The 24,682-nt window shown below is 36.4% G+C and carries 22 protein-coding genes; 6 read left to right on the top strand and 16 right to left on the bottom strand.

What is annotated here, in order from left to right; all coding sequences use genetic code 11:
• Window positions 1-44: 44 nt before the first annotated feature.
• From CYP54_RS04680 to CYP54_RS04690, 3 genes are all read left to right on the top strand, one after another.
• Window positions 45-1,718, top strand: coding sequence for a 4Fe-4S binding protein (locus tag CYP54_RS04680; RefSeq protein ID WP_103604383.1), 1,674 nt, complete (start codon window positions 45-47; stop codon window positions 1,716-1,718).
• Window positions 1,711-2,424 (top strand): formate dehydrogenase-specific chaperone, encoded by a 714-nt coding sequence (locus CYP54_RS04685; RefSeq protein ID WP_103604384.1) that lies wholly within the window; start codon window positions 1,711-1,713, stop codon window positions 2,422-2,424. Before CYP54_RS04680 ends, CYP54_RS04685 begins: the two co-directional genes overlap by 8 nt.
• A 135-nt stretch (window positions 2,425-2,559) precedes the next feature.
• Window positions 2,560-3,186 (top strand): DUF6803 family protein, encoded by a 627-nt coding sequence (locus CYP54_RS04690; protein ID WP_258033666.1) that lies wholly within the window; start codon window positions 2,560-2,562, stop codon window positions 3,184-3,186.
• A 41-nt stretch (window positions 3,187-3,227) separates the two neighbouring features.
• Here CYP54_RS04690 and CYP54_RS04695 read toward each other — a convergent pair whose 3' ends face one another.
• From CYP54_RS04695 to gltX, 6 genes are all read right to left on the bottom strand, one after another.
• Window positions 3,228-3,908, bottom strand: a complete 681-nt coding sequence (locus CYP54_RS04695) for an MqnA/MqnD/SBP family protein (RefSeq protein ID WP_103604385.1) — start codon at window positions 3,906-3,908, stop codon at window positions 3,228-3,230.
• A complete protein-coding gene (locus CYP54_RS04700; RefSeq protein ID WP_103604386.1) occupies window positions 3,905-4,177 on the bottom strand; it encodes a barstar family protein in 273 nt (90 codons plus the stop codon). Before CYP54_RS04700 ends, CYP54_RS04695 begins: the two co-directional genes overlap by 4 nt.
• The gene (locus CYP54_RS04705) at window positions 4,174-4,680 is read right to left on the bottom strand and encodes a ribonuclease domain-containing protein (RefSeq protein ID WP_072593899.1); all 507 of its coding nucleotides are present in this window, start codon (window positions 4,678-4,680) and stop codon (window positions 4,174-4,176) included. The genes CYP54_RS04700 and CYP54_RS04705 overlap by 4 nt, the downstream gene beginning before the upstream one ends.
• A 9-nt stretch (window positions 4,681-4,689) precedes the next feature.
• Window positions 4,690-5,316 carry a uracil phosphoribosyltransferase gene (upp, locus tag CYP54_RS04710; RefSeq protein ID WP_004317747.1) on the bottom strand — a complete coding sequence of 209 codons (627 nt, stop codon included), beginning with the start codon at window positions 5,314-5,316 and terminating at the stop codon, window positions 4,690-4,692.
• Window positions 5,317-5,399: 83 nt separating this feature from the next.
• On the bottom strand, window positions 5,400-6,653 hold the full coding sequence (locus CYP54_RS04715; RefSeq protein WP_103604387.1) for a malic enzyme-like NAD(P)-binding protein: 1,254 nt from the start codon (window positions 6,651-6,653) through the stop codon (window positions 5,400-5,402).
• The gene (gene gltX, locus CYP54_RS04720; protein WP_103604397.1) at window positions 6,650-8,029 is read right to left on the bottom strand and encodes a glutamate--tRNA ligase; all 1,380 of its coding nucleotides are present in this window, start codon (window positions 8,027-8,029) and stop codon (window positions 6,650-6,652) included. The genes CYP54_RS04715 and gltX overlap by 4 nt, the downstream gene beginning before the upstream one ends.
• 70 nt (window positions 8,030-8,099) lie before the next feature.
• On the opposite strand from gltX, the gene CYP54_RS04725 reads away from it, so the two are divergent.
• The gene (locus CYP54_RS04725; protein WP_103604388.1) at window positions 8,100-8,930 is read left to right on the top strand and encodes a peptidylprolyl isomerase; all 831 of its coding nucleotides are present in this window, start codon (window positions 8,100-8,102) and stop codon (window positions 8,928-8,930) included.
• 92 nt (window positions 8,931-9,022) lie between these two features.
• Here CYP54_RS04725 and CYP54_RS04730 read toward each other — a convergent pair whose 3' ends face one another.
• Window positions 9,023-11,119 (bottom strand): TonB-dependent receptor, encoded by a 2,097-nt coding sequence (locus CYP54_RS04730; RefSeq protein ID WP_103604389.1) that lies wholly within the window; start codon window positions 11,117-11,119, stop codon window positions 9,023-9,025.
• A 293-nt stretch (window positions 11,120-11,412) separates the two neighbouring features.
• Window positions 11,413-12,471 (bottom strand): YedE family putative selenium transporter, encoded by a 1,059-nt coding sequence (gene yedE, locus CYP54_RS04735; RefSeq protein WP_103604390.1) that lies wholly within the window; start codon window positions 12,469-12,471, stop codon window positions 11,413-11,415.
• A 135-nt stretch (window positions 12,472-12,606) separates the two neighbouring features.
• On the opposite strand from yedE, the gene CYP54_RS04740 reads away from it, so the two are divergent.
• A complete protein-coding gene (locus tag CYP54_RS04740; RefSeq protein WP_103604391.1) occupies window positions 12,607-13,806 on the top strand; it encodes a molybdopterin molybdotransferase MoeA in 1,200 nt (399 codons plus the stop codon).
• A gap of 17 nt (window positions 13,807-13,823) precedes the next feature.
• Entirely contained in the window at window positions 13,824-14,825 is a 1,002-nt protein-coding gene (locus CYP54_RS04745; RefSeq protein ID WP_103604392.1) for a TerC/Alx family metal homeostasis membrane protein, read from the top strand.
• 119 nt (window positions 14,826-14,944) lie between these two features.
• On the opposite strand, the gene CYP54_RS04750 is transcribed toward CYP54_RS04745, so the two are convergent.
• The 8 genes from CYP54_RS04750 to yedF form a co-directional block, all read right to left on the bottom strand.
• Window positions 14,945-15,508 carry a MotE family protein gene (locus CYP54_RS04750; protein WP_084041661.1) on the bottom strand — a complete coding sequence of 188 codons (564 nt, stop codon included), beginning with the start codon at window positions 15,506-15,508 and terminating at the stop codon, window positions 14,945-14,947.
• Window positions 15,508-15,930 carry a flagellar export protein FliJ gene (locus CYP54_RS04755; protein ID WP_103604393.1) on the bottom strand — a complete coding sequence of 141 codons (423 nt, stop codon included), beginning with the start codon at window positions 15,928-15,930 and terminating at the stop codon, window positions 15,508-15,510. The genes CYP54_RS04750 and CYP54_RS04755 overlap by 1 nt, the downstream gene beginning before the upstream one ends.
• Window positions 15,927-17,177, bottom strand: coding sequence for an adenylosuccinate synthase (locus CYP54_RS04760; RefSeq protein WP_084041659.1), 1,251 nt, complete (start codon window positions 17,175-17,177; stop codon window positions 15,927-15,929). The genes CYP54_RS04755 and CYP54_RS04760 overlap by 4 nt, the downstream gene beginning before the upstream one ends.
• Before the next feature lie 2 nt (window positions 17,178-17,179).
• The gene (locus CYP54_RS04765) at window positions 17,180-18,046 is read right to left on the bottom strand and encodes an ATP phosphoribosyltransferase regulatory subunit (protein WP_021090725.1); all 867 of its coding nucleotides are present in this window, start codon (window positions 18,044-18,046) and stop codon (window positions 17,180-17,182) included.
• Window positions 18,046-22,140, bottom strand: coding sequence for a diguanylate cyclase domain-containing protein (locus tag CYP54_RS04770; RefSeq protein WP_103604394.1), 4,095 nt, complete (start codon window positions 22,138-22,140; stop codon window positions 18,046-18,048). Before CYP54_RS04770 ends, CYP54_RS04765 begins: the two co-directional genes overlap by 1 nt.
• 146 nt (window positions 22,141-22,286) lie before the next feature.
• A complete protein-coding gene (locus CYP54_RS04775) occupies window positions 22,287-22,916 on the bottom strand; it encodes an NAD(P)H-dependent oxidoreductase (RefSeq protein ID WP_103604395.1) in 630 nt (209 codons plus the stop codon).
• A gap of 93 nt (window positions 22,917-23,009) precedes the next feature.
• Window positions 23,010-24,032 (bottom strand): selenide, water dikinase SelD, encoded by a 1,023-nt coding sequence (gene selD, locus CYP54_RS04780; RefSeq protein WP_430640088.1) that lies wholly within the window; start codon window positions 24,030-24,032, stop codon window positions 23,010-23,012.
• Window positions 24,029-24,628, bottom strand: a complete 600-nt coding sequence (gene yedF / locus CYP54_RS04785) for a sulfurtransferase-like selenium metabolism protein YedF (protein ID WP_103604396.1) — start codon at window positions 24,626-24,628, stop codon at window positions 24,029-24,031. The genes selD and yedF overlap by 4 nt, the downstream gene beginning before the upstream one ends.
• Window positions 24,629-24,682 lie beyond the last annotated feature (54 nt).

Below are 24,682 nucleotides of genomic sequence, written 5' to 3' on the forward strand. Positions count from 1 at the left end.
CCATTAATATTAAAATAAACCTGTTTTTGATAATAGGAGAAACTATGAAAGAATTTGGCTTTTATAACGATTTTGACGATACTTTAATGCTAAATGAACAGATAGAAATAAATAACGAAAAGGAAGAATATTTAGTTTCTAACTCGCCAAAGCTTAAAGCAAACATTACCGCACCTGAGATAAATTTTTATCTAAAAAATACAACTGCAAGCGTATTAGAAAAAGCTAAAAATACACTTTTACTTTATGAAGCAAGGGCAACTGCATTTGACATGGCAAAGGATGTTGATTACGAAAAAGAAGTTGGAAAAAATGTCGTAATAGTAAGCAACTCAGGCCGTGAGGAACTAGCAAATTTATTAAAAGAAAATGGCTATAAAGTCATTGAATTAACGCATTTTGAAGTGAAATTTATTTATGGCGCAGCTGGCGAACTTAGTGTTTTGATACTTAGAGCAAATGACGAATTTGAGGTCGATTGTGACTTTTTCTTGGTTGAAAATGCAAGGGATTATATGCTAAAGCAAAGCGGCTGTTATGAAATTTCAGGGCTAGAAGATGAAGCTGTGCTTAAAATTTTAAATGAAAAAACTCCAAAATTTAAGTACAAAAGTCTAACTCAATATGACTCTTCGATCTGTCAATATCACGAACGACGAAATGAAATTTGTGGACGCTGTGTCGATGTTTGTCCAACTGTAGCCATTTTAAAAGAAGACGAGACAAAGCATCTTGTTTTCTCACAAATCGATTGTGTAAATTGTGGCAACTGCATTAGTGTCTGCCCTAGCGGATCTCTTGACTCTACACTTATGCCACAAAATTCTTTTGCTACTATTGCCAAACTTTACAAAGGTAAAATTCCACTAATAATCTCTAATGAAACAAATTTAGACGAGCTAAATATAAGCCTACCTGAAAATGTCTTGCCTTTTTTCATATCAGCACCACATATGTTAAATCAAGCGCATCTTCTTACATTGCTTCAAGAAAGCGGTGCAAGTGTGATTTTATTTAGCAAAACTCTTGGCAAAGGCGAAAAAGACACCATTAGCATCTTAAATCAAATTTATGAGCTTAAATTTAAAGAGACGGCGATCTATCACGCTAAAGATAAAAACGAGCTTGAAGAATCGCTCAAAAAAGCAAAATTTATAGCTGACTCACAACACACGATAAACGAATATGCCTTGCCAAAAAGAGAAATTTTTGCAAAAAGGCTCGAGTTTTTAGTAGGTAGCGAGGATCTTGGCGTGGTAAAAAGCGGCGAGATGATAAGATATGGCGATGTCAAGATAAACACTGATAGCTGTACACTTTGTCTAAGTTGCGTTGGCGCTTGTAACGTAAGCGCGCTAGTGGCTGATAAAAAGACAAATTCGATTTTATTTAATCCAAGCGTCTGCACAGCTTGCGGATACTGCGAACTAAGCTGTGCTGAAAAAGATACCATAAGCCTTGAAGTTGGAAAAATTTCTCTTAAGCCTGAGTTTTTTACATATAATGAGCTGGCACGAGATGAGCTTTTTGCCTGTGTTGAGTGCGGAAAAGAGTTTGCGACCAAAAAAGCTGTCGAAAAGATCGCAACTATAATGCAACCAAGATTTGGCAACGATAGGGTCAAGATAAAAGCACTTTACTGCTGTGCTGACTGCAAAGCCAAACTAATGGTTCAAGCCCAAATAAACGCAATGAAAGAGGATTTATTAAATGGATAAAAACATCATAAAAGCAAGATCATATTTTTACGAATTTCTAGCATATCCTATGTTTTTTTACACAAATGATGAGAAATTTTCAAGGTGGAAAGAGCAGTTAAGATACTTAAGCGCAAATCCTTTAAGCGAGGATAGTGATGCTGCGTTTAAAAATTTAGATAAATTTAGCTTTGAAGAATTTTCAAAAGAACAAAATGACGTTCTTTTTGGCTTTACAAATATCCCTTTAAGTGCCTCATTTTATGAAGAGGGCAGAGATAACGGAGCAGCTAGGCTTAGGGTTATTGAATGTTTAAAACTAAGCCCATATAGACGTGATAGCGAGCTTTGCAAAGATAGTGAGGACTACGTTGGATTTATATTTTTAGCGATGGCTACATTTTTAAAAGATGAGTTTGATGATGCAAAAAATATTAGCAATAAGCTCTTTGGCGAGACTTTAAATTTATTTGTAGATGAGTTTTCTCAGCTACTTTCAGCTTGCAAAGAGGCAAATTTCTTTAAATCATACACAGTCATTTTAAAAGACTTCATCGAGCTTGAGCGCTCCATACTAAACGTAGAAGCACCAGCTAAACCAAAAGGCGATAGTGTCGCTATGGCAGCTCTTAAGAAAGAGCCATTTCAAAGCAAGATGCCAACAATCAAAACCAAGCTTCATTGGGAAGAATTTTCTCCGGTCATATCACACGAGTTTAAAGACTAAAATGGTTAAATTTGCTCTTACTCGAGCTAGGAGTAAATTTAACATCCGCTTAAATTTGTTATCTTGATATTTTATGATTATTAGCAATTTGGTGTTAAACTTCTTTAAATTTTTTACAAAGGACTTACAGTGGTAATGACACACTACATGGAGCTTTTATCGCTCAATCAACCTTACAATCTAATCCTCTTCATGGTGATACCTGTGGGGCTTACGGAGCTTTTAGTGGCGATGGAGTTTCTCACTATGTATCACATGGATAGCGGCAAAAATACTGGCTTTAAGGCTGTTGGCAAATTTGCTGGCATAGTGCTTGGGGTCTATTTTACAGCTCTTGTGATCTATTTTATGGCAAAAATTTATCCAAGTATAAAATGGCGTGGATATGCCGATGTCATCGCTGTCTACTCATATCTCATCAGCGTCATACCACTTCTTGGCATCGCGCTTTTAGAGCTAAATTTGATCTACAAAAACGCAAGCGAAAAGGCAAAGCTAAAGCTTCACTTTTTCCTACTCATATTTGCCTTGGTCGTCGCACACGTCGCTATGATATTTGGCATGGTTGATCCTACCATAACTGGCTACAAGGCTGAAAACGGTGAGATGGGTATGCATATGAATATGCCGATGAACATGCCAGCAGATATGCCAATGCACGATCACCACAAGATGATGCAAAATATGGGTGAGATGCATATGAATATGATGATGCAAAATATGAGTGATGATAACTCAACTAATATGCACATGCATCACTAAATTTTATAGCTTCTTGGCAGCTGCTAAGAAGCTATAAAAATTTAATTCTTTTTTGCTGCTTTTAATAATCTATTTTCTTTAAAAAATTTTCTGAGTGATTTTTGCTCTTTTGGGCCTATTTTGTAGCTTATAAATTTGAGATACCACTTGATATCTTGCTCGCTTATGTCGCGACTTTTAGCATACTGGGCTAAGATATAGTTTGGAATTTTTACATTTTTTTGTAAAAATTTTGCGACCAGTTTTTTGTAAAACGAGCCATTTTTTACGTAAGAAAATCTACCAAAAACAAATGGCAAATTTGTTTTTTCGTGCCAAATTTTACCAAGGTCGTAAAAGCACTCTTTGCCCTCGCTTAAGTATGCCTTTAGCGCCCTGTCGCCTATGATCACCTCGCCATTTAGTTTAAGCACCTTGGCTAGGGCGTTTGAGCTAGCTGAGGCAGGATCTGGCTTTGGGGCTGAGTTTTTGCGCACAAGCACGCTTTTTACATCTTTTTTGGCGACTATTCCAAAATTTAGCTTCTTTAAATTTGCCTTTGTGCTAGCTATGCTTGAGATCACCGCAGCGTCGATTTTTCTAGCGTTTAGCGCCCTATTTAGCTTACTTGGCACGCCCTTTTTAAACTCGATCGCCTTTTTTATCTGAGAACTTAGTGGGGCTGATTTTAAAAATACGTGAAATGGGAGTAAATTTAGATAATCAATCTTTCCAAATATCATTTTTCATCTTTTACAAGCTCAAATTTAACCATCTTGTTTTCGTTGCAAACATCGCGAAATAGCAGGGCTAGGCTCTCTTTTGTACTATCATCCAAAGAATTTTCATTTTTTAGCTTTATAAATGTTGGCTCACTTATCTCGCAGAGGCAGTCAAAGAGTGCGTCTAAATTTCTGCCGTAGTACTCTGGTAGCTCAAATTTCTTAGCAAAATACTCATGCATCTTCTCTTTTTCAGCCATCTTTTTGGCATCTAAGATCACGCTTTTCATTGCATCCTCTTCTCATAAAGCAGGTAAAAATGCTCGTAGTGATCAGGCGTGTAGTAGATAAGCCCGTCGTTTGAGTATAAAATTCTCTCAGCGCCGCGCCTACCACCATTATAATTTACATCGCACTCAAACCACTTTCTACCATCAGCTTCTGGCAGCCTCTTTTCTCTGTTTGAAAATCTATCTCCGCCGATACTTTTGCCGCCGCTTATCTGCCATAAATTTCCGCTTTTTGCATCCCAGCCAAGTTCAAGTGCCTCTTTTTTGGTTATGAAATTCTTTGGTAGCTTGTTAAATTTATAGATATAAAGTGCGACCTCATCTTTTGAGGTGTACGAGCCATTTTCTGCGAGGCTCTGGCTCTTTTGTCCCTCTTTGTTTAGTTGCTCAAGTAAAATTTGAGCGTTTTTATTTGCCTCACTACCATTATTTGAGAAAAAGAAAGTGCCAACAATTACGGCTATTACAAAGGCGACTAAGGCTGGCAAAAGTCTTTTGTTCAAATTTAGCCCTTAAAGCGTGTTAAAAACTCTATCGCCAGCATCACCAAGACCTGGAACGATATAGTTTTTCTCATTTAGCTTTTCATCAATCGATGCCGTATAAACCTCGACGTCTGGGTAAATTTCACTAAATCTCTTTAGCCCCTCAGGTGCAGCGATGATAGAGATAAATTTGATCTCTTTAACGCCCTTTTCACGCAAGAATTTGACCGCATCTATCGCCGTGCCACCAGTCGCAAACATAGGGTCGATGATGATCGCCATGCGCTCTTTTGCGTCTTTTGGAAGCTTTGCGTAGAAAAACTCAGCCTGCGCTGTCTCTTCGTTTCGCTGAAAGCCCAAAAAGCCAACGCTCGCATCTGGTATGATGGTAAAGACGCTATCAAGCATCCCAAGAGCAGCCCTTAAGATAGGGCATATCATCACCTTTGTAGTAAGCCTTTTTGCGTCTGCCACTGCAACTGGTGTTTGGACTTTGACATCTTTTACCTTTAAATTTCTAGTCGCCTCAAAGATCATAAGATAACTGATCTCATCAACTAGCATACGAAACTGAAAAGGTTGAGTATTTTTATCACGTAGAATGGTTAATTTATGCTCGATCAGTGGGTGTGAGATGAGCTTCACGTTTTGCATTTTTTATCCTTAAATTTACTGTTTTTAGAAGGTTTATCTTTACAAAATGCCAAAAGAGTTTAGCCCAAAATTTGGGCTAAAATTTAAAATCCTTTTGCAAGTTTGGCTCTATAAGCCTCAACATCAAAATCTTTTACTCTCGCTACGCCATCTTCAACCGCAGCTTTTGCAACTGCTGGAGCGACCGCTGTTAATACGCGTTTGTCAAATGGTTTTGGGATGATGTACTCTTTGCCAAATTTTAGCTCGCTAACGCCACTTGCCTTTAAAACTTCAGCTGGTACTGGCTCTTTTGCAAGCTGCGCAAGCGCTCTAGCTGCTGCCATTTTCATATTTTCAGTGATCTTTTTAGCTCTAACGTCAAGCGCACCTCTAAAGATAAAAGGGAAACCTAAAACATTATTTACTTGGTTAGGATAGTCACTTCTGCCTGTACCCATCATAACGTCATCTCTTACAGCTACGACGTCCTCTGGATAAATTTCAGGCACTGGGTTTGCCAAAGCAAAGATGATAGGTTCTTTATTCATTGACGCAACCATCTCTTTTGTAAGCACACCAGGCTTAGAAAGACCTAAAAACATATCAGCACCCCTCATCGCATCAGCCAAAGTTCTATCCTCAGTTTCAAGCGCGAACTCTATCTTTTCAGGCGTTAGGTCTGTTCTTTTTGAGTGAATGACACCTTTGCTATCTATCATCACGATATGTTTTGCGCCAAGTGCTTTATACATCTTAGCGCATGCAATGCCAGCTGCACCTGCGCCGCTAACTACGATTTTTATCTTAGATATATCTTTGCCAGAAATTTCCATCGCATTTATCATGCCGGCACTTGTTATCATCGCTGTGCCGTGCTGATCGTCATGCATAACTGGGATATCAACTGCTTCTTGAAGCTTTCTCTCGATCTCAAAGCATTTTGGAGCACGGATATCTTCTAAATTTATACCTCCAAATGTTGGAGCAAGAGCCTTGCAAATCTCAACGATCTTATCTGGATCGTGCTCGTCTAGCTCGATGTCAAAGGCATCAACGTTTGCAAATTTTTTAAATAAGACTGATTTTCCTTCCATAACTGGCTTGCCAGCGATAGCACCGATGTCGCCAAGCCCAAGAACAGCCGTGCCATCGGTGATAACGGCTACTAGATTTGCTTTATTTGTATATTTATAAGCTAGCTCATTATCAGCTTCTATCTCTTTGCAAGGCTCTGCAACGCCAGGCGTATAGGCCATTGAAAGGTCTCTTGACGTCTCGCAAGGCGTCTTTACCTTTATCTCGATCTTGCCGCCTATGTGGTAGTTTAGTGCTTCTTCTTTAGTTACATGTGTCATTTTTCTTCCTTTAATAAATTTTGTATTCTATTTTTCGTCTCGCTACTGCCCACTACTTCAAGCACTTCAAAGATGCTTGGACTCACGCTTGAGCCAGTTAGCGCTATCCTTAGAGCCTGGGCTAAATCTTTTAGCTTTAAGCTATTTTGCTCTAAAAATTTATTTGTTAACTCCTCATAGCCCTTTGCGTCAAGGTCACGATCTAAAATTTGAGCAAATTTAGCCAAAATTTCTTTGCTATTTTCATTTATAAATTTAGCCCATGCTTTCTCATCGTAGCTTTTTGGAGCGTTGATGATCGCGTTTGCACTATTTGCCATTTCTATTAGTGTCTTTGATCTCTCACGGAGCGAATTTAGAAGTAGCTCACCCTTTACCAAAGCCTTAAAATCCACACCAAACTCAAGCATATCGTGCGCTAGCCTCTCGTAAGGTAAAGTCTTAATGTAATGAGAATTTAGCCAGTCAAGCTTTTGAGCATTGTAGGTGCTTGAGCTTTTGTTGATATCGTTTGGATTAAAGTATTTAAGCATATCATCGATAGTAAAAATCTCATCATCGCCGTGGCTCCAACCAAGACGAACGAGAAAATTTAAGAGCGCTTCAGGCAAGTAGCCCATCTTTTTATACTCCATAACGTCAGTTGCGCCATGCCTTTTACTAAGCTTTTTGCCATCCTCGCCGTTTATCATCGCGACGTGATAAAATTTTGGCACCTTAAAGCCAAGTGCCTCGTAAAGAACGATCTGTTTTGGGGTATTTGAGAGGTGGTCATCGCCACGGATTACGTCTGTTACGCCCATTAGCGCGTCATCTATCACAACTGTGAAGTTATAAGTCGGTGTGCCGTCGCTTCTTGCGATGATGAAGTCATCTAATATGTCTTCAACCTTAAATTTAACCTCGCCCTTTATGCCATCATGTATGACGATTTCGCCGCTTAATGGGGCTTTGATACGGATGACTGGCTCGATGCCAGCTGGAGGCGTGCCAGTAAAATCTCTATATCTATTATCATATTTTGGACGCTCTTTTCTTGCCTCTTGGCTAGCTCTAAGCTCTTCAAGCTCGTCCTTGCTCATGTAGCATTTATATGCTTTACCCTCATCAAGAAGCTTTTTAACATACTCTTTGTAAAGATCAAATCTCTTTGACTGATATGTTACTTCGCCGTCGTGGTCTAGCTTACACCAAGCAAATGCCTCTTTTATGGCTTGCGTGGCCTCTTCAGAGTTTCGTTTTAAGTCAGTATCTTCGATGCGAAGTAAAAATTTTCCATTATTAGCTCTTGCATATAAATAATTATAAAGGGCTGTCCTAAGTCCGCCTATATGTAGGTATCCAGTAGGCGAAGGAGCAAATCTAGTAACTATCATTTTGTGCCTTATTTTTATGTTATAATTGCCCAAAATTATATTTACTAAATACTTAAATAAAGGTTTTATTATGAAAAAATTGCTCTTTTTGGCTGCTGGCATGCTAAGTGCTTTAAATTTATATTCGGCTCAGATGATAAACGGTATCGCAGCTATTGTAGAGAACGAACCAATCACGCTTTATGAAGTTTATAGCTTAAAAGAGCAGCTAAGAGCTAGCGAACAAGATGCTTTAAATTTACTCATAAGAGATAGACTCGAAGATGCTCAGATAAAAAATTTAAACATTAGCGTAACACCATTTGAGCTAAACGATAGAATCGAATCGATCGCAAAGCAAAATGGCATGACAAATTCGCAGTTTAGAAGCTCTATCCAAGCCCAGGGCATGGACTTTTTGGAGTTTAAAAACAACATAGAAAAAAAGATGCTTCAAGAAAAGCTTTATAAAAGCATTTTGGCTGAAGCTGGCAAAAATATAAATGAGCAAAAAGCAAAGGCGTATTTTGACGCTAATCCTGATAAATTTAAGGTCTTTAGCACTGCTAAAGTGGTCCTTTATAGGGCAAAAAATCCTGAAGAACTAGAAGCCCAAAAAACAAGCCCATCACTACTTAATAGTGTGCAAACGCAAGAGCTAAGTTTAGACTATCAAAGCATAGATCCAAGACTAGCTGCCATCATAGCCGGTACAAATAATGGCGAATTTACCCAAATATTACAAGGCGCTGATAGTTTTGATATGTTTTATGTAAAGGAAAAAATAGGCTCATACACCCCAAGCTTTGCAGATGTTAAAGATAATGTTATAAACGAGCTTTATCAAGGCGAGCAAGAAAAACTTATGGCTGATTATTTTGACAAACTCCGCGCAAAAGCAAAGATTCAAATTTTAAGATAACTTCAAATTTAGCCATCCTTGGTGGCTAAATTTCTCCAAATTTCACACGACAAAAGATTACACCGCCAAAGAGAAGGCGGTGTAAATTTTAGTTAAAAAGTGTAGTGCATATTTAGCATAAACGATCTCTCATCGCCCGGTCTTGAATCAGAACGCCAGTATTTTTTATTTAAGATATTATTTATTGCTAGTGTTATTTGAGCGTGTTCGTTAAAGTTATATCCAGCACTTGCATCAAATCTAGCAAAACCAGGAAGATGTTCGTCTATGACTCTACCATTACTTATGCGGTAGCTATATCGTTTAGAGTATCCTGTTACGCCACTTTCGACATACCATTTGTCGTTTTTAGCATATCTTAAAAAAACATTGCCCTGCCAGTTGGTTGTATTGTTTAGACTAAGTCTTTCGTTTAATGGATTTGATTTATCACTTGCGATAATAGCTCTCATATATCCAAGAGAGCTTCTTAGATATAAATTTTCATAAATTTTACCCAAGATATTTAACTCTATACCACGACTTCGCTCTTTACCACGTTGTGCCCAAGTATATGGATCATTTATAGGATCTGGTCTATACCTTATATTGTTATGCTCGATCTGAAATATCGCTAAGTTTGAGCTAAATCTATTATCAGCCCATGTGCTTTTTAAGCCGATTTCATATTGCTCATTATTCTGCGGTTTTAGATCAAGCATCGTTGTATCGCCTATACTTATACCTATATTTCCACGGCCGCCGTATGGAGCAAAGCTCTTTGAGTATGAAGCGTATGCGGTATGTTCTGGCAAAAAGTCCCACAGCAAGCCAACTCTTGGACTAAAAGAGTGCCCTTTGTAGCTATTTGTCATATCTGCAATATTTCTTGTTTTAAACTTATAAAAGTCAAACCTTCCACCAATAAGTAGCCTATATTTGTCGTCTAAGCTTATTAGATCCTCGAGAAATACTCCATTATTTATGGCTTTATGCTTATTATCAGTATTAAGTGGTATGTAGCCCACACTACCCCAACTTGATCTTGATGCATATGGATTTATAGTTACATTTTTTGCACTATCAAACCAAAGCCTTGGATGACGAGTTTCTACGCTGTTGTCGTATCCAAAAGTAAGATTATGCTTAAATCTTGTAAATTCAAGCTCTTTTGTAAGTGTTATAGCATTTGAGAGTGTGTCGTTATCAGTTTGTTGTTTAGCATAGTTTTGCTTTAGTCTATTTCCGGGCATGATGGTACCACTAAAATAATGGTCAAAATTTTGACTAGCTTTTCTATAACCAAAAACCCATTTTAAATTCATGTCCTTTACTAACTCTGCATTTAGCTCGGTACGAAAGAAATGAAGCTTATCTTCAACAAAGTCTCCATCATGAGAAAATCCCTTTGCATAGTCGATACCAAGCTTGTCATAGACACTTTTTGTTGGCATTCTATCAGGTACACGCCAAGCATTATCATATGTATATTGCGCCTCAAAACTAACCGTTCCGCCATCATTTGTCACGATAACGCTTGGACTTATCATAAAATTTTTATATTTTATACCATCTCTCCATGATTTTCCACGCTCCACATCAGTCGTTAGTCTTGCAGCTAGTTGATTATTTACTACGTGATTTATATCGATACCACCACCATATCTACTCCAGCTGCCAACTCTTCCTGATAGCTTATAAATAGGCATAAAATTTGCCTTTTTACTAACTAAATTTACAACTGCGCCACCATCGCTTCTTCCATATAAGATCGAAGCTGGCCCTTTTAAAATTTCAACTCTCTCAACATTTGCTGTACTGCGTCTTATCTGGCCAGAGTCTCTAACACCGTCTCTATATATATCGCCACCATCAACACTAAAGCCTCTTATCTTGATGCTCTCGCCTCTCATATCATAGCCTGCATCAATACCAGCATTTCCTTCTAGGATACTTGAGAGATCATTTGTACCGTAGTTTCTGTTCTTTTGTATATCTATATTTTCGATAGTTTGTGGCGTCTCTTTGTTGCTGAGTCCATTTCTATTGATATCCGCACTATCATACGCGATATAACCTTTTAGGGTATTTTGCTCCGAGATACCTTCCACCTCGATAGTTGGTAAAATAACTGAATAATCACTGTTATTTGTATCTAAAGCCCACAGCGAGCTAAAGATCAGTGATGAAGCAAGTATACTAAACTTCATAGAATTCCTTTAGATAAAATTAAAATCGATATTCTATATCAAAATAGCTTAAAATATTTACGTTATATTGATACTTATTAAACTTTGCTAATTTATTGTTAAAATTTAGTTCGATTTGGAATTATCGTTTGCCATATCTTAAAACAAAATGCATTACTATTGCCGCTAAAAAATTTTAAGATTAAGGCTAGTATTTTAATGATCACATATCAACGCGAGCTCTTTAAACTTTTTGATGAGGTGATAGATATAAAAAGTGAGTAAATTTGACTGCAAAAGCAGCCAAATTTATATTATGCTTTTTTAGTAAAAACTCCGACATAAATAGCATAGATAAAGCCGATCACTACGGCATATGGAGCGTAAGGAGTGATGCCAGCTCCAGAGCTTGCAAGTATGAAGTTGTGGCTTATCGCAGCGCCTGCTCCCATACCTAAAACAAATACAGCTGAGCTTAAATTTCCAGCTCCCATTTGCACTAAATGTTTGCCTGGGCAGCCATAACTTAGGCTAAAGCAAAGACCAGCCAAGCTCATGCCAAGGAAATTCCAAAGGACGTCATTATGAGCGATAGATTGAGCTTCAAAGCCAAATTTATATTGCCCAAGAGCTAAATTTGTGATACTTGCAAAAACGATGATAGATACAATGCCATAAAACATTGAAAGATCGCGCTCAAAGACTTTGCTAATCGCTCCAACTGAGCAAAATTTACTTCTTTGCATAAAAATGCCAATAACAATGGCGCAAATAAGTGAGATAAAGATATTTGCGTGCTGTGAGCCTGGACCTTTTTCTGAGCTAAATAAAGCACCATTATCGCCAAGTTTTAAACCAAAGACAAGGGCTATTAAAAGCAAAATAGCAATGATTAATGGCAAAAACGCAACTGGTTTTGTCGTGGCATCATTTTCAGGTATGACGTAACCATTTTTCTTGAAAAATCGTCCAACAAAAACACCGGCAAATAGACCGACAAGACCAGCAATAGCAGTCATATCTCCGCCACCAAGTCGTAAAAATGCTCTCCATGGGCAGCCCAAAAAGATAAGGCAACCAATCATAGCAAACACGCCTAAGAAAAATCTAGAAAATGCCGCACTACCTGATACTGGAGTAAAATTTCTACTCCAAAGCATACTTGCTAGAAAGCCTCCGATGATAAGACCTAAAATTTCTGGCCTTAGATACTGCACGACCTTAGCTTGGTGAAAGCCAAGAGCGCCTACGCTATCCCTTAAAAAGCAAGCCGCACAAACGCCCATGTTTGCTGGGTTGCCAAAATAAACAAGCACTGGGCCAAGAATGCCTAAGCTTGCACCTGCAATGATGTAAAGCACTGTTTTATTCATAAATATTCCTATGTATAGGGTAAAATCAAACTGATTTCTTAAACGACATTTTAATAATCATTAAATAAAACAAAGATTAATTTTTTTAAGAGCAAAGTAGATAAAATATGCAAAAATTTCATAAAAAGGATAAAAATGAAAGATTTTATGAGTTACGCAGATAGCCTAAAAATTCTAAAAGATACTATAAATGAGTGGGATAAGATCGAAAAAGTAGCCATAACAGATGCACTTGATAGACACATAGCTTACGACGTGACAGCTGCTGAAAACTACCCAGCAAAGCCAGTTTCAGCGATGGATGGATACGCTTTTGCCTTCAAAGATGGTCTAAGTGAGCTTGAGCTTATCACAGACCTTCCAGCAGGTAGCGACAAAGGACTAGTCATAGAGGGTAGTAAATGCGTCAAAACTTTCACTGGCTCACTAATGAGCGAAGGCACTGATACTCTTGTGCCGGTAGAAAATGTCGAGGTTAGCGGCTCAAAAATAATCATCAAAAAGAGTGTGCCAAAGGGTTTTGCCGTACGCGAAGTAGGAGAAAGTTACAAAAAAGGTGAAATTTTGATCAAAAAAGGTACACATCTAACCTACGCCGAGATAGCACTTCTTGCTGAGCTTGGTGTCTTTCACGTAAGCGTTTTCATACGCCCAAGAGTGGCGATACTTGCAACTGGTAGCGAGATAAAAGACCTTGGCGAGCCATTAGAAAATCCAGCACAAATTCATAGCTCAAATCACGTAGGCATCGCTATGCAGATACGCAAAATGGGCGCAGAGCCTATCCTTTGCGAGATCGTAAGAGATAAGGCCGAGCTTGTCGAAAAAGCGATCATAAACGCACTAAAATCAGCTGATATATTAGTGACGACTGGTGGCATAAGTATGGGGGACTATGACTTTGTAAAAGGAGCTTTAAATGAAAATTTTAGCCTTATCATCGAAGGTGCTGCCATAAAACCGGGTCGTCACATCAGAGTGGCAAAGTCAGGCGATAAATATATCTTTGCGCTGCCTGGATTTCCGTACTCGGCAATGGTTATGTGTGTGCTTTACGTGAGGGTGCTAATAAATGCGTGGTTTGGTCAAGAAGAGCCAAAGATCACGGCGATAATGGACGAAGACTATAAAAAACGCTCACCATTTTTAGAATTTACAGCTGTAAATTTAGAAAACCGTGAAGGAAAAAATTTTGTAAATCTAAATGGCAAAAAGCTTGGCAGTTCAGCGATCGTAAATAATTTAACAAACAAAGCCGCACTTTTAATGATCCCAATGGATAAAGAATTTCTAAAAAAAGGCGAGATAGTAGAAGTATTGATGATGCCTTGTTAAAATTTTAAGGATAAAAGTTGAACGCATTAGAAATTCAAACAATTATAGTTTTTCTGCTAATGGCATCACTTGCCTTTGGAATAGATCTTTTTGCTCATAAACATGATGAGAAAATTTCACTAAAACAAGCTGGTATTTGGTCTATTTTTTGGATAGGAGTTTCGGTACTTTTTGGCATATATTTATATTTTGAGCGAGGCAGTGAAATAGCAAGTCTTTATTTTGCAGGATATGCGCTAGAAAAGTCGCTCTCAGTAGATAACCTTTTTGTGATGATGGCGATTTTTTCATGGTTTAATATACCTGAAATTTATCGCCACAGAGTGCTTTATTTTGGCGTTATAGGAGCTATGATATTTAGGCTCATCTTTGTAGCCGTAGGTACGATGCTTTTTGCCATCTCGCCTTGGATGGAGCTAATATTTGCAGCAATAGTCGCATATAGTGCTGTAATGATGATAAAAAAAGATAAGTGTGATGAGGATATAAAAGATTATTCAAACCACATAGCTTATAGGGCAGTTTATCGCTTCTTTCCGGTTTTACCACAGCTTTTTGGACATAGTTTTTTTGTTAAATTTAGCGAAATTTCTAAGCAAATTTCAGATAGTCAAAAAACTGCTCTTAACGATCAAATTTTAAGGCTAAAAGCCACTTGGATAGCAACACCATTATTCTTGTGCCTTTGCGTGATTGAGCTAAGCGATGTGATATTTGCTTTTGATAGCGTTCCGGCTGTCATTGCTGTGAGTAAAGATCCTGTGATTGTTTATTCAGCGATGATATTTGCAATACTTGGGCTAAGAACGCTTTATTTTGTGCTTGAAGCACTCAAAAATTTTTTAAAGTATTTAGAAATTTCCGTTATCGTGCTTTTATTTTTTATCGCAGCAAAGCTAGCTTTAAATGCGACTACTCATATCTTTCATCATGGTTTTGAAATTTCTGCACAAATTAGCCTTTTTATCATTCTAGCCATTCTTGGAGTTGGGGTCGTAGCAAGTTTGGTTAAAAAATAGTTACCACAAAAGTATGCAAGCTAAAGTTAGGCAAGCTTAAAATTAAAAATTTATAAGCAAGCGCTTTATATTTTGGTGTCTAAATTTTTTAAAATTTTGTTTGCTTGTGCAAAAATTTATTACTGTATATTTATGCTACCGGCTGGAGTTGGCATATCGCCTTTTTCATCAGCAAATGGTGGCCCTTTTTGAAGCAAAGTGGTGATCTCGGATGCTACTTTTGGATCCATTTTTGCCATAATAGTTGATATCTTTTTGGCATCAAGAGCATAAAGTATGGTGGCTGCGTTTGATCTAGGCATTTTAGAGAGCACTTCAGCTGCAGCGCCATCTTTCATCTTAGAATACGACTCATTTACTTTATCGCTAGTCATTGTGCGAAGTTCTTTTAAAATTTTCTCATTTTTGGCGACCACTTCATCGATCTCTTTGCGTTTTTGCTCGATCACTTTCATTGTCGCATTTAGATCAGCTTCTTTTTTGGCAAGCTTTTTATTATTTTCTTCATAGGCTGCTGCTGAGCTTGCGCGAAATACCTCTAAAGCTTGGCGCTGTTCATCTATGATCTCAAGTTCCTTTGAAATTTCTTCTTTTCTAGCTTCAAAAATTTGCGTACAGTCAACTGGTACTTCAAAACAAAATGCAAAATTTAAAATAATGAAGAATAATAAAACCGCTCTCATTACAACTCACTCTTAGTTGTAAATTTCATCACTGCAAACTCATCAAGCGCAAGTGCTTCGGCCTTTTGTATGCGTTTTATCTCTTTTTTAAACTCTTCTTTTTCTAGATATTTCATCTTTTCGTACTCTAAATTTGCATTTTTATATTTATGTTCGTAATGCGAAACCTCTTTTTTAGCTATCTCAAGGCTCTCTTTGCAGGCATTTAACTCTTGCCTTGCTATCTTTATAAACTCTAAATTTTCCTTTAACTCGCCTATATTGCCACTTTTTGGCAAGCAAAACTCCTCAAGCCTTGCTCTTAAATGCACTAAATTTTCTTCAAAATTTCTTACATTAAGCCTGGCAACGGCAAGCTTTACCTCTACCTTATCCATCTCTTGTTTTTTTACACGGACGATAGAGGTAAATTTGCTTTTCATCTAATGATCGTATCGCTTCTTTCAGGGCTTGTTGAGATGTAGCCGATCTTTACGCCAGTTAGCTCTTCTATTCGCTCGATATAAGCTCTTGCATTTGCTGGCAGATCTTCATATTTGCTTATGCCTTTTACGCTATCCCAGCCTGCAAGTTCTTCATAGATAGGAGTTGCATTTTCAAGATCTGTCGGCATATAATCGATAGTTTCACCATTATATTGATAAGCTTTGCAAATTTTTACCACCTCAAATCCATCAAGTACATCAAGCTTCATAAGCGCATAAGTATCGACACCGTCAAGTCTTGATGCGTATTTTACACTCACAGCATCAAACCAGCCACAACGTCTGCGGCGGCCTGTTGTTGTGCCAAATTCCTTACCGATATCACACATCTTATCGCCACTCGTACCTTTATCTTCTGTTGGGAAAGGGCCAAAGCCAACACGAGTTGTATATGCCTTTATGACGCCTATTACTTCACCGATTTCTTTTGGATTTAGTCCAAGACCTGTGCAAGCACCTGCACTTATGGTATTTGAGCTAGTTACGTATGGATATGTGCCGTGGTCGATATCTAAAAGTGTGCCCTGAGCGCCTTCAAGTAATACCTTTTTATTTTCATCAAGTGCCTTCCACACTAGGTTTGTAGTATTTGCGATAAATGGAGCTAAAACCTCTTTATATCTTTTTAGCTCTTCAAGCAATTCATTTTCATTAGGAATTTTTACACCAAGCGCGTCAAATACGCATTTGTTTGTCTCAAAATCATGCATTAAAGCATCACACAAACGCTCTGGTTCAAGTAATTCGCCTACTCTGTGACCGCTTCTGCTTATTTTATCGGCATAAGTTGGTCCTATGCCTTTTCCAGTCGTACCGATTGCTTTTTCGCCTTTTAGTCTCTCTTTTGCTTGATCGATTTGGCTATGGTAGCTTAGATTTAAATGTGCTTTATCGCTAATATAAAGCCTTCCCTCCAAATTTTCAAACTGAGCCATTTCGGTGATTAACACTTCTGGACAAACAACAACGCCATTGCCAATGATGTTTATGATATTTTTATGCAAAATTCCACTTGGAACAAGGTGAAGCGCGTATCTAACGCCATCAACCCAGATCGTATGACCGGCATTATGGCCGCCTTGTGAGCGACAGATCATGTCATAGTTTAGTCCTAGCATATCAACTATCTTGCCTTTACCCTCATCACCCCATTGAACTCCAACTACTAAATCAGCCTTTCTCATTCTTACTTCCTTAAATTAATTTTTTCTTCTATCAATGCATCTGTATAAACAGCAAAACCACTATTTATTTTTCCGTCTATTTCGTAGCTGCCGCCACTTGCTATTATGCTGTTATTTCTTAAAAATCTAAAAAATAAACTATCGTAATATCTCATTTTCGAGTAATATAGCGGAACTATTCTTAAATTTTTATATTCTAAAGCGCTAGCTAAATTTCTCAAATTTTCAAGCGGTTCTTTTAGCTTGCTTGGAGAAATTTTAATCACCTCATCCAACTCATCAACTGACTTTAAAAGAGCAAGAGCACTTAGCCATGGAACATTTTGAGATAAAATTTTTTCCATTTGTCCATTTTCAAAAATTTCAATAGGTACACTTAAAATTTCACAAATTACCCTTGGAATTTGTATATTGCTCACTTGCAAAAATGTATCCATTTTTAGCTCATTAAGAAGCTTTGCTACGATATTTATGCTTTTTAAAACATCATTTTCACCGATTAGCTCGGCTCCGATTTGATAAATTTCTTGGCTTGGATAGCGAAAGACTGGTTGGATATAAAACCATCTTTTTGATTCGTTTGCTTTTAGTCTTCTAAGCACGATCCTTACAGTATCTACCGTACTATCAGCTCTTAGACTTATTTCGTGATTTAGGCTATCGCTAAAACGTAAAAGATTTGTAGCATCTACACTTAAATGCTGGTGATATGAGAAAAATGGCGTTACGATCTCGCTAAAGCCTTCATTTTCTAAAATTTCACTAGCTTTTTGCTCGATCTGCCTCTTTAGCTTTGCGCTACTGGCAAAGTATAGCTTGCTTCCATTTGGGATTTCATGCTCATAAACATTTAAAGCATTTTCATTCATTATTTATTCGCTCCACTCAAATTTAGATCATTGTCACATAATAAAATTGCCTCATTAGCTAAATTTATTACGTTCTCTTTGTCTATTTTTACAAGGATCGTATCTAAAATTTCAGCTAATTTTTTATCTATTGTTCTGATATCATCTACTTGATTTGCTATTTCGATTTTTAATTTTTCGCTTACTTTTTCATCGCATTTAAGCAAATTTATCAAACGAATCATAAGCTCTTTTGCACCTACTATTTTGCAAAGCATATTGTAGTTCTCATCATCTTGAAAATTTCTTACATTTAGCGGAGATGATAGGGTGAATTTAAATTTGAGCACATCATCCAGGCTAAGCTCTGGCGCAAAAAGCCGTCCTTGAAATCTACTAAAGCCAAACCCGACAAAAATTTCAAGCATGCTTTTATCTTCTAAATTTTTTATCATGACATCAAAATCAAATGTATCTGATACATACTTTATCATGCGCATGGTCTTTAGCGCTTCTACTGAATCAAAAATTTGTTTGCAAAATCTTTTATCTATATTAAATCTATTTGTTTTTAACATACCTAACGCTTCTACTGAGCCCGAATAAGATGCAAAATCATCAAGCGAAAAGCTAACGCCTAGCTCCTTATAAGCATCAATATATCTAACAACATCATCTAAATTTACGCCACTTGCAGAGTCAACGATATCTATGATTAGCCCATTAGCGTCTAGCTGCTCATCTTCTAAAAGCTTTTTAAATTTCTCAAAAAACTCAGATGTCATTAGCTTTTTAATGCACAAATTTACTCTAACTTTTGCATTTATTCCCTCTTTTAGCCACACAGCCCTAGCTTTTAAAGCATCTTTTAGCGTAAATAATGCGATAGCAACAACTGCTTTTGAGCCTTTTGCAAGTGGCAAGAAGTCTGATGGCCTTAATATCTTATCGCCATTTTTCCATCTAATAAATGCCTCAAAGCTGCTAACTTCCCCACTTTTTATATCAATCTCAGGCTGATAAAGCAAGAACATCTCACCAGCATCGATAGCTTCAATGATCTTTGAGTCGTCTCTATATTCATTTTTAAAGTATGTATCTTTTTTCGAATTAAATACATAATATTTATTTTTTCCATTAAGCTTTGCTTGATACATAGCCCAATCAGCTCTTTCGATTAGATCATCAACGCCAAGTGCATCGCTACTTAAGCTAATACCAATACTTACGCTAAGTTTTTTTTCATCATCATCAATAGAAATTTTACTCTGGCCCACTCTTAAGATGTTCTCAGCAGTCTCGTAAATTTCTCCCAAATTTTCATAAGGCATAGCACCTATAAACTCGTCCCCGCCTATTCTCGCAAATATTCCTTGTTTTGGAAAAATTTCATCTATTTTTTTTGAAATTTCTATTAGGATTTTATCGCCTACTTGATGTCCGTATCCGTCATTTATCGATTTAAAATTATCAAAATCGACATAAAAAGCTGCTATTTTTAAGCTTTTTTTCGCTTGTTTTAGCAGATTTTCTAGCTTATTAAAAAGTAAAAATCTATTTGGTAGTCCAGTTAGCGTATCGTGATATGCGATAAATTCGAGGTACTCTTTATTGTAGCAATCATCATTTGCGCTTGAAGCTAACAAAATATATCCCTCTTGGTCGCTAAACGCGTTTAAAAGCTTGCTTATACTTATGACTTCGAGTCTATTTTTGCTTCGAACATCATGAATAAGACCTTGCCAAAAGCCAGTTATTTTAAGTGAATTTAAAATTTCATCTTTAATATCTTTTAGTCCGTTTTTAAAATTTATTATATCTTTTGAGTAAATTTTCTCTATAAAATTTTTATCTCTAGAAATGTTAAGCGTATCGAAAAAAGCGTCATTAGCATCTATGATCCTAAACTCATCATCAAGCATAATAATTTGCTCTTTTGCGTATGAGAAAATTTTTGCTAAAAGGTCTTGATAAGAAAAAAAGCTATTTTGCACACTAAGATCTTGCATTGTGCCCTTTATGACGCTTACTTCACCATCATAAAAAGCTATTGCTTTTGCTCTAATTCTTACATAAATAATCTCTTTGTCAGCCCTATAAAAACGCACTTCGCCATCATATACTTCACCTTTTTTTATAAGGTCAAAAAAGTCCTTAAAGCTTACAAATTCATCTACAAATATAGTTTTTGCACGTTCAAAATTTATACTCATATCCCCATTTAATGCATATCCGAGCGACTTGGCGATAGCATTTGGGATATAAAGGGTGTCGCTTTTTTTATCCCATGAAAAGACAAGCGCTTGACTTGCCCAAAGTATGCTTTGAAAATATTTTAATTCAGCATCATATTTTTCTTGCAACTTTGCTATATCGCTTAGGTCATTAAAAAAGTAGATGATTTTTTGCTCTTTGTCAGCACCATTATCTATAAATTTTACTTTTATCTTAAATGGCGTTTTGTTGTTTTCATTTGTTTGCATATTGGCTACGAGATTTATTTCGCTATTTTTGCCGCCTTTTTCAAAGAATTTTTTAGATTCATTAGAAACATTTACAGCAAACTCATCTAAACTTTCAGGACTTATTAGATCTTTTAAATTTATAAGCTTCTTATCTTGTGCGACTTTAAAGACACTATCGATATTTTGCGTACTTCTTACGATAGAAAATGGATCGCTGCTTAAAGCTTCTGCTATTACATTTGGCGATAAAAACGAATAATCATTTATTGCTTCGTTATCCTTTTTCGTAAATTTTCCATCATCAAGCTCGTGTATAAGCATAAAATTTAGCCTAGAATCCCTTAGTTCAATCTGCGACTCTTGTAAAAATCCCTCTTTAGTGCCGCCATCTTTTGTTTTTAGCTTGATTTTAAAACTCATATCGCTATTTTGAGCATCTTGTTTCATTTGCATAAACAATGCAAAATCGTCATCTATTAAATCATTTAAATTTAGCTCTATAATCTCATCTTTTGTGTAGCCAACAGAAGATAAAAATGCATTACTAGCATCAATAATATCGCCAGTATAAGCATCATAAACTACTATTTTCAAAAAGCTCTGCTCAAAAGTATAGCCAAATCTACTTTTGTATTCTTCTAGCCCATCAGTTGCTTTTTTGGTTTCTATCTTTAGCTTGTTTATTCCATTTTTTATATCTTCAAATTCTGTTACATTAAGGCTTCGTCTTATCTCGTATTCATCACCATCTAAAGTATCTCTTACCTCTTTTAAAGCTGGCATTATTCTATTTTTTATAAATTTTACATCTCTAACCCATAAAATTAAAGAAGATATAAAACAAAAGATCGATAGCCAAAATAACACAAACCGCATAAAGATATGAAAATGCTTCGTTGAAGCTGTAATAACAAAAATTTTATACTCTGGCATATAGCTTATGAGATAAAAGCTCATATGGCTTAAAGAAAATATTATTTTATCCTCTTTAAACTCGTCGCCAAGACTCACATAAGGCAAAAACATCGATTCATCAAATTTTTTATAAAACTCATCTCTTGATAAATTTCCATATTTATCTACCAGATAAGCATAAGTTTTGCTTTTATCATCGTAATCTACATTAGTGTAGTTTTGCAAAAATTTTATATCAATTTGAACTAAAATGCTGCCTCCATTTTTTAGTCCATAAGATGCATAAATGTCTCTAAAACGACTGTTTTTATAAACTCGATCCGATACTGTAAATTTTCCAGCATCTGTCTCGTTTAAACTAAGCTGAGATAGATCATTTTCGGCTATGCCATCAGCACCTAAAAATCTCTTTGAATAGAGCAAATTTCTATTTTTATCAAAAACATAAAAAGCTATATAAAGATCGTTTTTTGTTGAATTTTTATCAAATAGCATATCACTAAGACCTGCTTCAACCATTTTTGATTTTAAAAATAGATCGTTTTTTATTATAAAAAAGCTATTTGAGATTGATGATTTTATATTTGAATTAGTTGAGCTAAGATCATACTTTATATCGTTCGTACCAGCACAAACTACAAATAATGCTAAAAATATAAATGAGAGTAAAAGTAAAATAGACTTTGTATAAAACATTTTTACTATTTGAAGGCTGGTTTTTTGTTTCTCAAGCACGATAGACACCTCGTTAGTTTAGGTTTTGGCTCTGATTTTATCCCATTTTTACTTGATTTGGGTTTATAAAGGTAAGTATTTATTTAGAATTTATTGATTTATTTAAAATTGAGCCAAAAATTTATTTAAAATTTGGCTCAAATATCTTAATAAATCCAAGTAATGATATCAGAAATTTCTCTGCGAAGTTTTTTTGGTTGTGGATTTAGGCGGTAGCCAAATGGCACCATAATAGCCACTCTTTGAAAGCTCTCATCAAGTCCCAAAAGTTCATTTAAAGCATGTCTATCAAAGCCTTCTATCGGGCAACTATCAATGCCTAAACTTGCAGCTGCATTCATCATATTTGTAGCAATTATCATGCACTGCTCATGCGACCACTGAAATGTTAGCTCATCATCATTTTTAAAATTTGCAAGCAAAAAGTCATGATAAAATTTTTGCCTTGCAGCAATTGCTTCAGGATCTTTATTAGTATTTCTAGCAATCATTTTATTAACGTATGCGCTTCCAAATTTTACCTCTTTGATCTTAGCTAAAACGACAACTAAATGTGAGCAAGATGTGATTTGCGCTTGATTCCATGAAAGAGCTTTTATTTTTTCTCTAAGCTCTTTATTTTGAACGACTAAGATATCCCACTGCTCAAGGCCAGTTGAGCTAGGACTTAACCTGCCAGCTTCTAGTATAAAATCAAACTCTCCAGCACCGATTTTTTTGCTTTCGTCAAAAACCTTGCAAGCATGACGAAATTTTAAAATTTCAAGATAGTTCATCATCTCTCCTTTGTAGTTTTTGAAATTATAGAATGGTTAAGTAAATTAAAAGATTTCACTAACGCAATGAGATAGCATGCTATTTTTAAAAATTTATCTTAAAAATATACCAAACTCACTTTTTGATACCGCGGAGCCAACGATAGCTGAGTGCTCATAGCCTACTTCTTTTAAGCGTTTTACTGCAAGCATCGCGTCCTTTTCGCCAACTGCAAGCAAAAGCCCGCCTGAAGTTTGTGCGTCAAATAGTAAAATGTCAGCTTCTTTGTCTATAAAATGCTTTGCAAATTCGCGGTTTTTATAGCTTCCTTCTGGAATTATGCCCATATCTGCAAATTCCTTTACACTTGCAATGATTGGCACATTTTTTTCATAAATTTCAAAACTGATCTTTTCATTTAGCATTTCGCTTAAATGCCCCAAAAAGCCAAATCCAGTCACATCAGTAGCGCCATAAACTTTGATGCCATCAAGTGCCTTTAATGCATAAAAATTTAGCTGTGCCATGATAGTTGCAGCCTCTTTTATCTGCTCCATGCTTAATAAATCAGCCTTTATTGCTGTACTTAAAATACCGCTTCCAAGGGGCTTTGTAAGTATCAAAACATTGCCATTTATGGCTGTATTATTTGCCCAAAATTTATCAGGATGTACCCTTCCAGTAACGCTAAGCCCATAATACATCTGCTGTGTCTCGATCGTATGCCCGCCAACGATTATACCGCCACACTCTTTTACTTTATCGGCTCCACCTTGTAAAATTTCGCCTAAAATTTCAGGTGCCAAGTTGCAACTATCAAAGCCCACGATATTTAGAGCATTTATCACCTCGCCACCCATTGCAAAAACGTCGCTTAGGCTATTTGCAGCAGCGATTTGACCGTAAATAAATGGGTCATTGACTACTGGCGTTATAAAGTCAAGCGTTTGAACAAGTGCAAGATCACTTGAAATTTTAAAGACACTCGCATCCTCATTAGAATTGGTGCTTGAGAGCAGATTTGGATGAGATAAATTTAAACTACTAATCGTTTTGTTTAGACCCGACGGGTCAAGCTTAGCAGCTCAACCAGCGGCTCTAACGAACTGCGTAAGCTTTTTGTCGTGATAGATCATAATTTGATTTGCTCGTAAGTTGAGAGTATGTCGATGATCTCATAAGCATTTGAAATTTCGCCAATCGCAAGATCGCTTACTAGCTTATAAGCCTCCAAGCAGCTTCCGCAGCTTAAAATTTTAACACCAGCGGCTTCAAGATCTTTAAGCGGCTTAAAGCTTGGGTGTGAGCGATTTGTAGTCATCTTTACAGCGTTATTTACGCAGATTATTATCTTTGGTTTTTTCTCAACTTGAAGAAATGCTCCTAAGAATTTTGATAGTAAATTTATTCCTACTTCGCCACTTCCCGCGCGCTCTTCATTCAGATAGAGTACTTTATTATTTTTTGGTGTTATGTCGCAGACAAATTCATCAAAATTTGTAAGCTCAAGCGCATTTTTACCTTTTGTAGCTAAAATTTTAGTTTCGTTGCCATTGCTTTCTAGACTAAAGTTTATATTTTGATTTTTTAAAAATCTTGAAATATTTTCTTTTGGGGCTAGTGCATTTACCAAAATTTCTAAGCTTTCGCCTTCGCTTAAACCATCAAGTGCATTTTTTGTCATTATGACTGGTTTTGGACATTCTAAATTTCTACAATCAATTGTTGTCATGATTTTCCTTTTGCAATTAGTATTTCAAACCTTGAAACTAGTTTGGATTATAGC

The organism is Campylobacter concisus (assembly GCF_002914005.1).
In the GTDB taxonomy this organism is placed as follows: domain Bacteria; phylum Campylobacterota; class Campylobacteria; order Campylobacterales; family Campylobacteraceae; genus Campylobacter_A; species Campylobacter_A concisus_N.

Bases quoted from the DNA above. Each gene is read 5' to 3' on its own strand.
- CYP54_RS04680 (WP_103604383.1), top strand. From the start codon at position 45: ATGAAAGAATTTGGCTTTTATAACGATTTTGACGATACTTTAATGCTA.
- CYP54_RS04685 (WP_103604384.1), top strand. From the start codon at position 1,711: ATGGATAAAAACATCATAAAAGCAAGATCATATTTTTACGAATTTCTA.
- CYP54_RS04690 (WP_258033666.1), top strand. From the start codon at position 2,560: ATGACACACTACATGGAGCTTTTATCGCTCAATCAACCTTACAATCTA.
- CYP54_RS04695 (WP_103604385.1), bottom strand. From the start codon at position 3,908: ATGATATTTGGAAAGATTGATTATCTAAATTTACTCCCATTTCACGTA.
- CYP54_RS04700 (WP_103604386.1), bottom strand. From the start codon at position 4,177: ATGAAAAGCGTGATCTTAGATGCCAAAAAGATGGCTGAAAAAGAGAAG.
- upp (WP_004317747.1), bottom strand. From the start codon at position 5,316: ATGCAAAACGTGAAGCTCATCTCACACCCACTGATCGAGCATAAATTA.
- CYP54_RS04715 (WP_103604387.1), bottom strand. From the start codon at position 6,653: ATGACACATGTAACTAAAGAAGAAGCACTAAACTACCACATAGGCGGC.
- gltX (WP_103604397.1), bottom strand. From the start codon at position 8,029: ATGATAGTTACTAGATTTGCTCCTTCGCCTACTGGATACCTACATATA.
- CYP54_RS04725 (WP_103604388.1), top strand. From the start codon at position 8,100: ATGAAAAAATTGCTCTTTTTGGCTGCTGGCATGCTAAGTGCTTTAAAT.
- CYP54_RS04730 (WP_103604389.1), bottom strand. From the start codon at position 11,119: ATGAAGTTTAGTATACTTGCTTCATCACTGATCTTTAGCTCGCTGTGG.
- yedE (WP_103604390.1), bottom strand. From the start codon at position 12,471: ATGAATAAAACAGTGCTTTACATCATTGCAGGTGCAAGCTTAGGCATT.
- CYP54_RS04740 (WP_103604391.1), top strand. From the start codon at position 12,607: ATGAAAGATTTTATGAGTTACGCAGATAGCCTAAAAATTCTAAAAGAT.
- CYP54_RS04750 (WP_084041661.1), bottom strand. From the start codon at position 15,508: ATGAGAGCGGTTTTATTATTCTTCATTATTTTAAATTTTGCATTTTGT.
- CYP54_RS04755 (WP_103604393.1), bottom strand. From the start codon at position 15,930: ATGAAAAGCAAATTTACCTCTATCGTCCGTGTAAAAAAACAAGAGATG.
- CYP54_RS04760 (WP_084041659.1), bottom strand. From the start codon at position 17,177: ATGAGAAAGGCTGATTTAGTAGTTGGAGTTCAATGGGGTGATGAGGGT.
- CYP54_RS04765 (WP_021090725.1), bottom strand. From the start codon at position 18,046: ATGAATGAAAATGCTTTAAATGTTTATGAGCATGAAATCCCAAATGGA.
- CYP54_RS04775 (WP_103604395.1), bottom strand. From the start codon at position 22,916: ATGAACTATCTTGAAATTTTAAAATTTCGTCATGCTTGCAAGGTTTTT.
- yedF (WP_103604396.1), bottom strand. From the start codon at position 24,628: ATGACAACAATTGATTGTAGAAATTTAGAATGTCCAAAACCAGTCATA.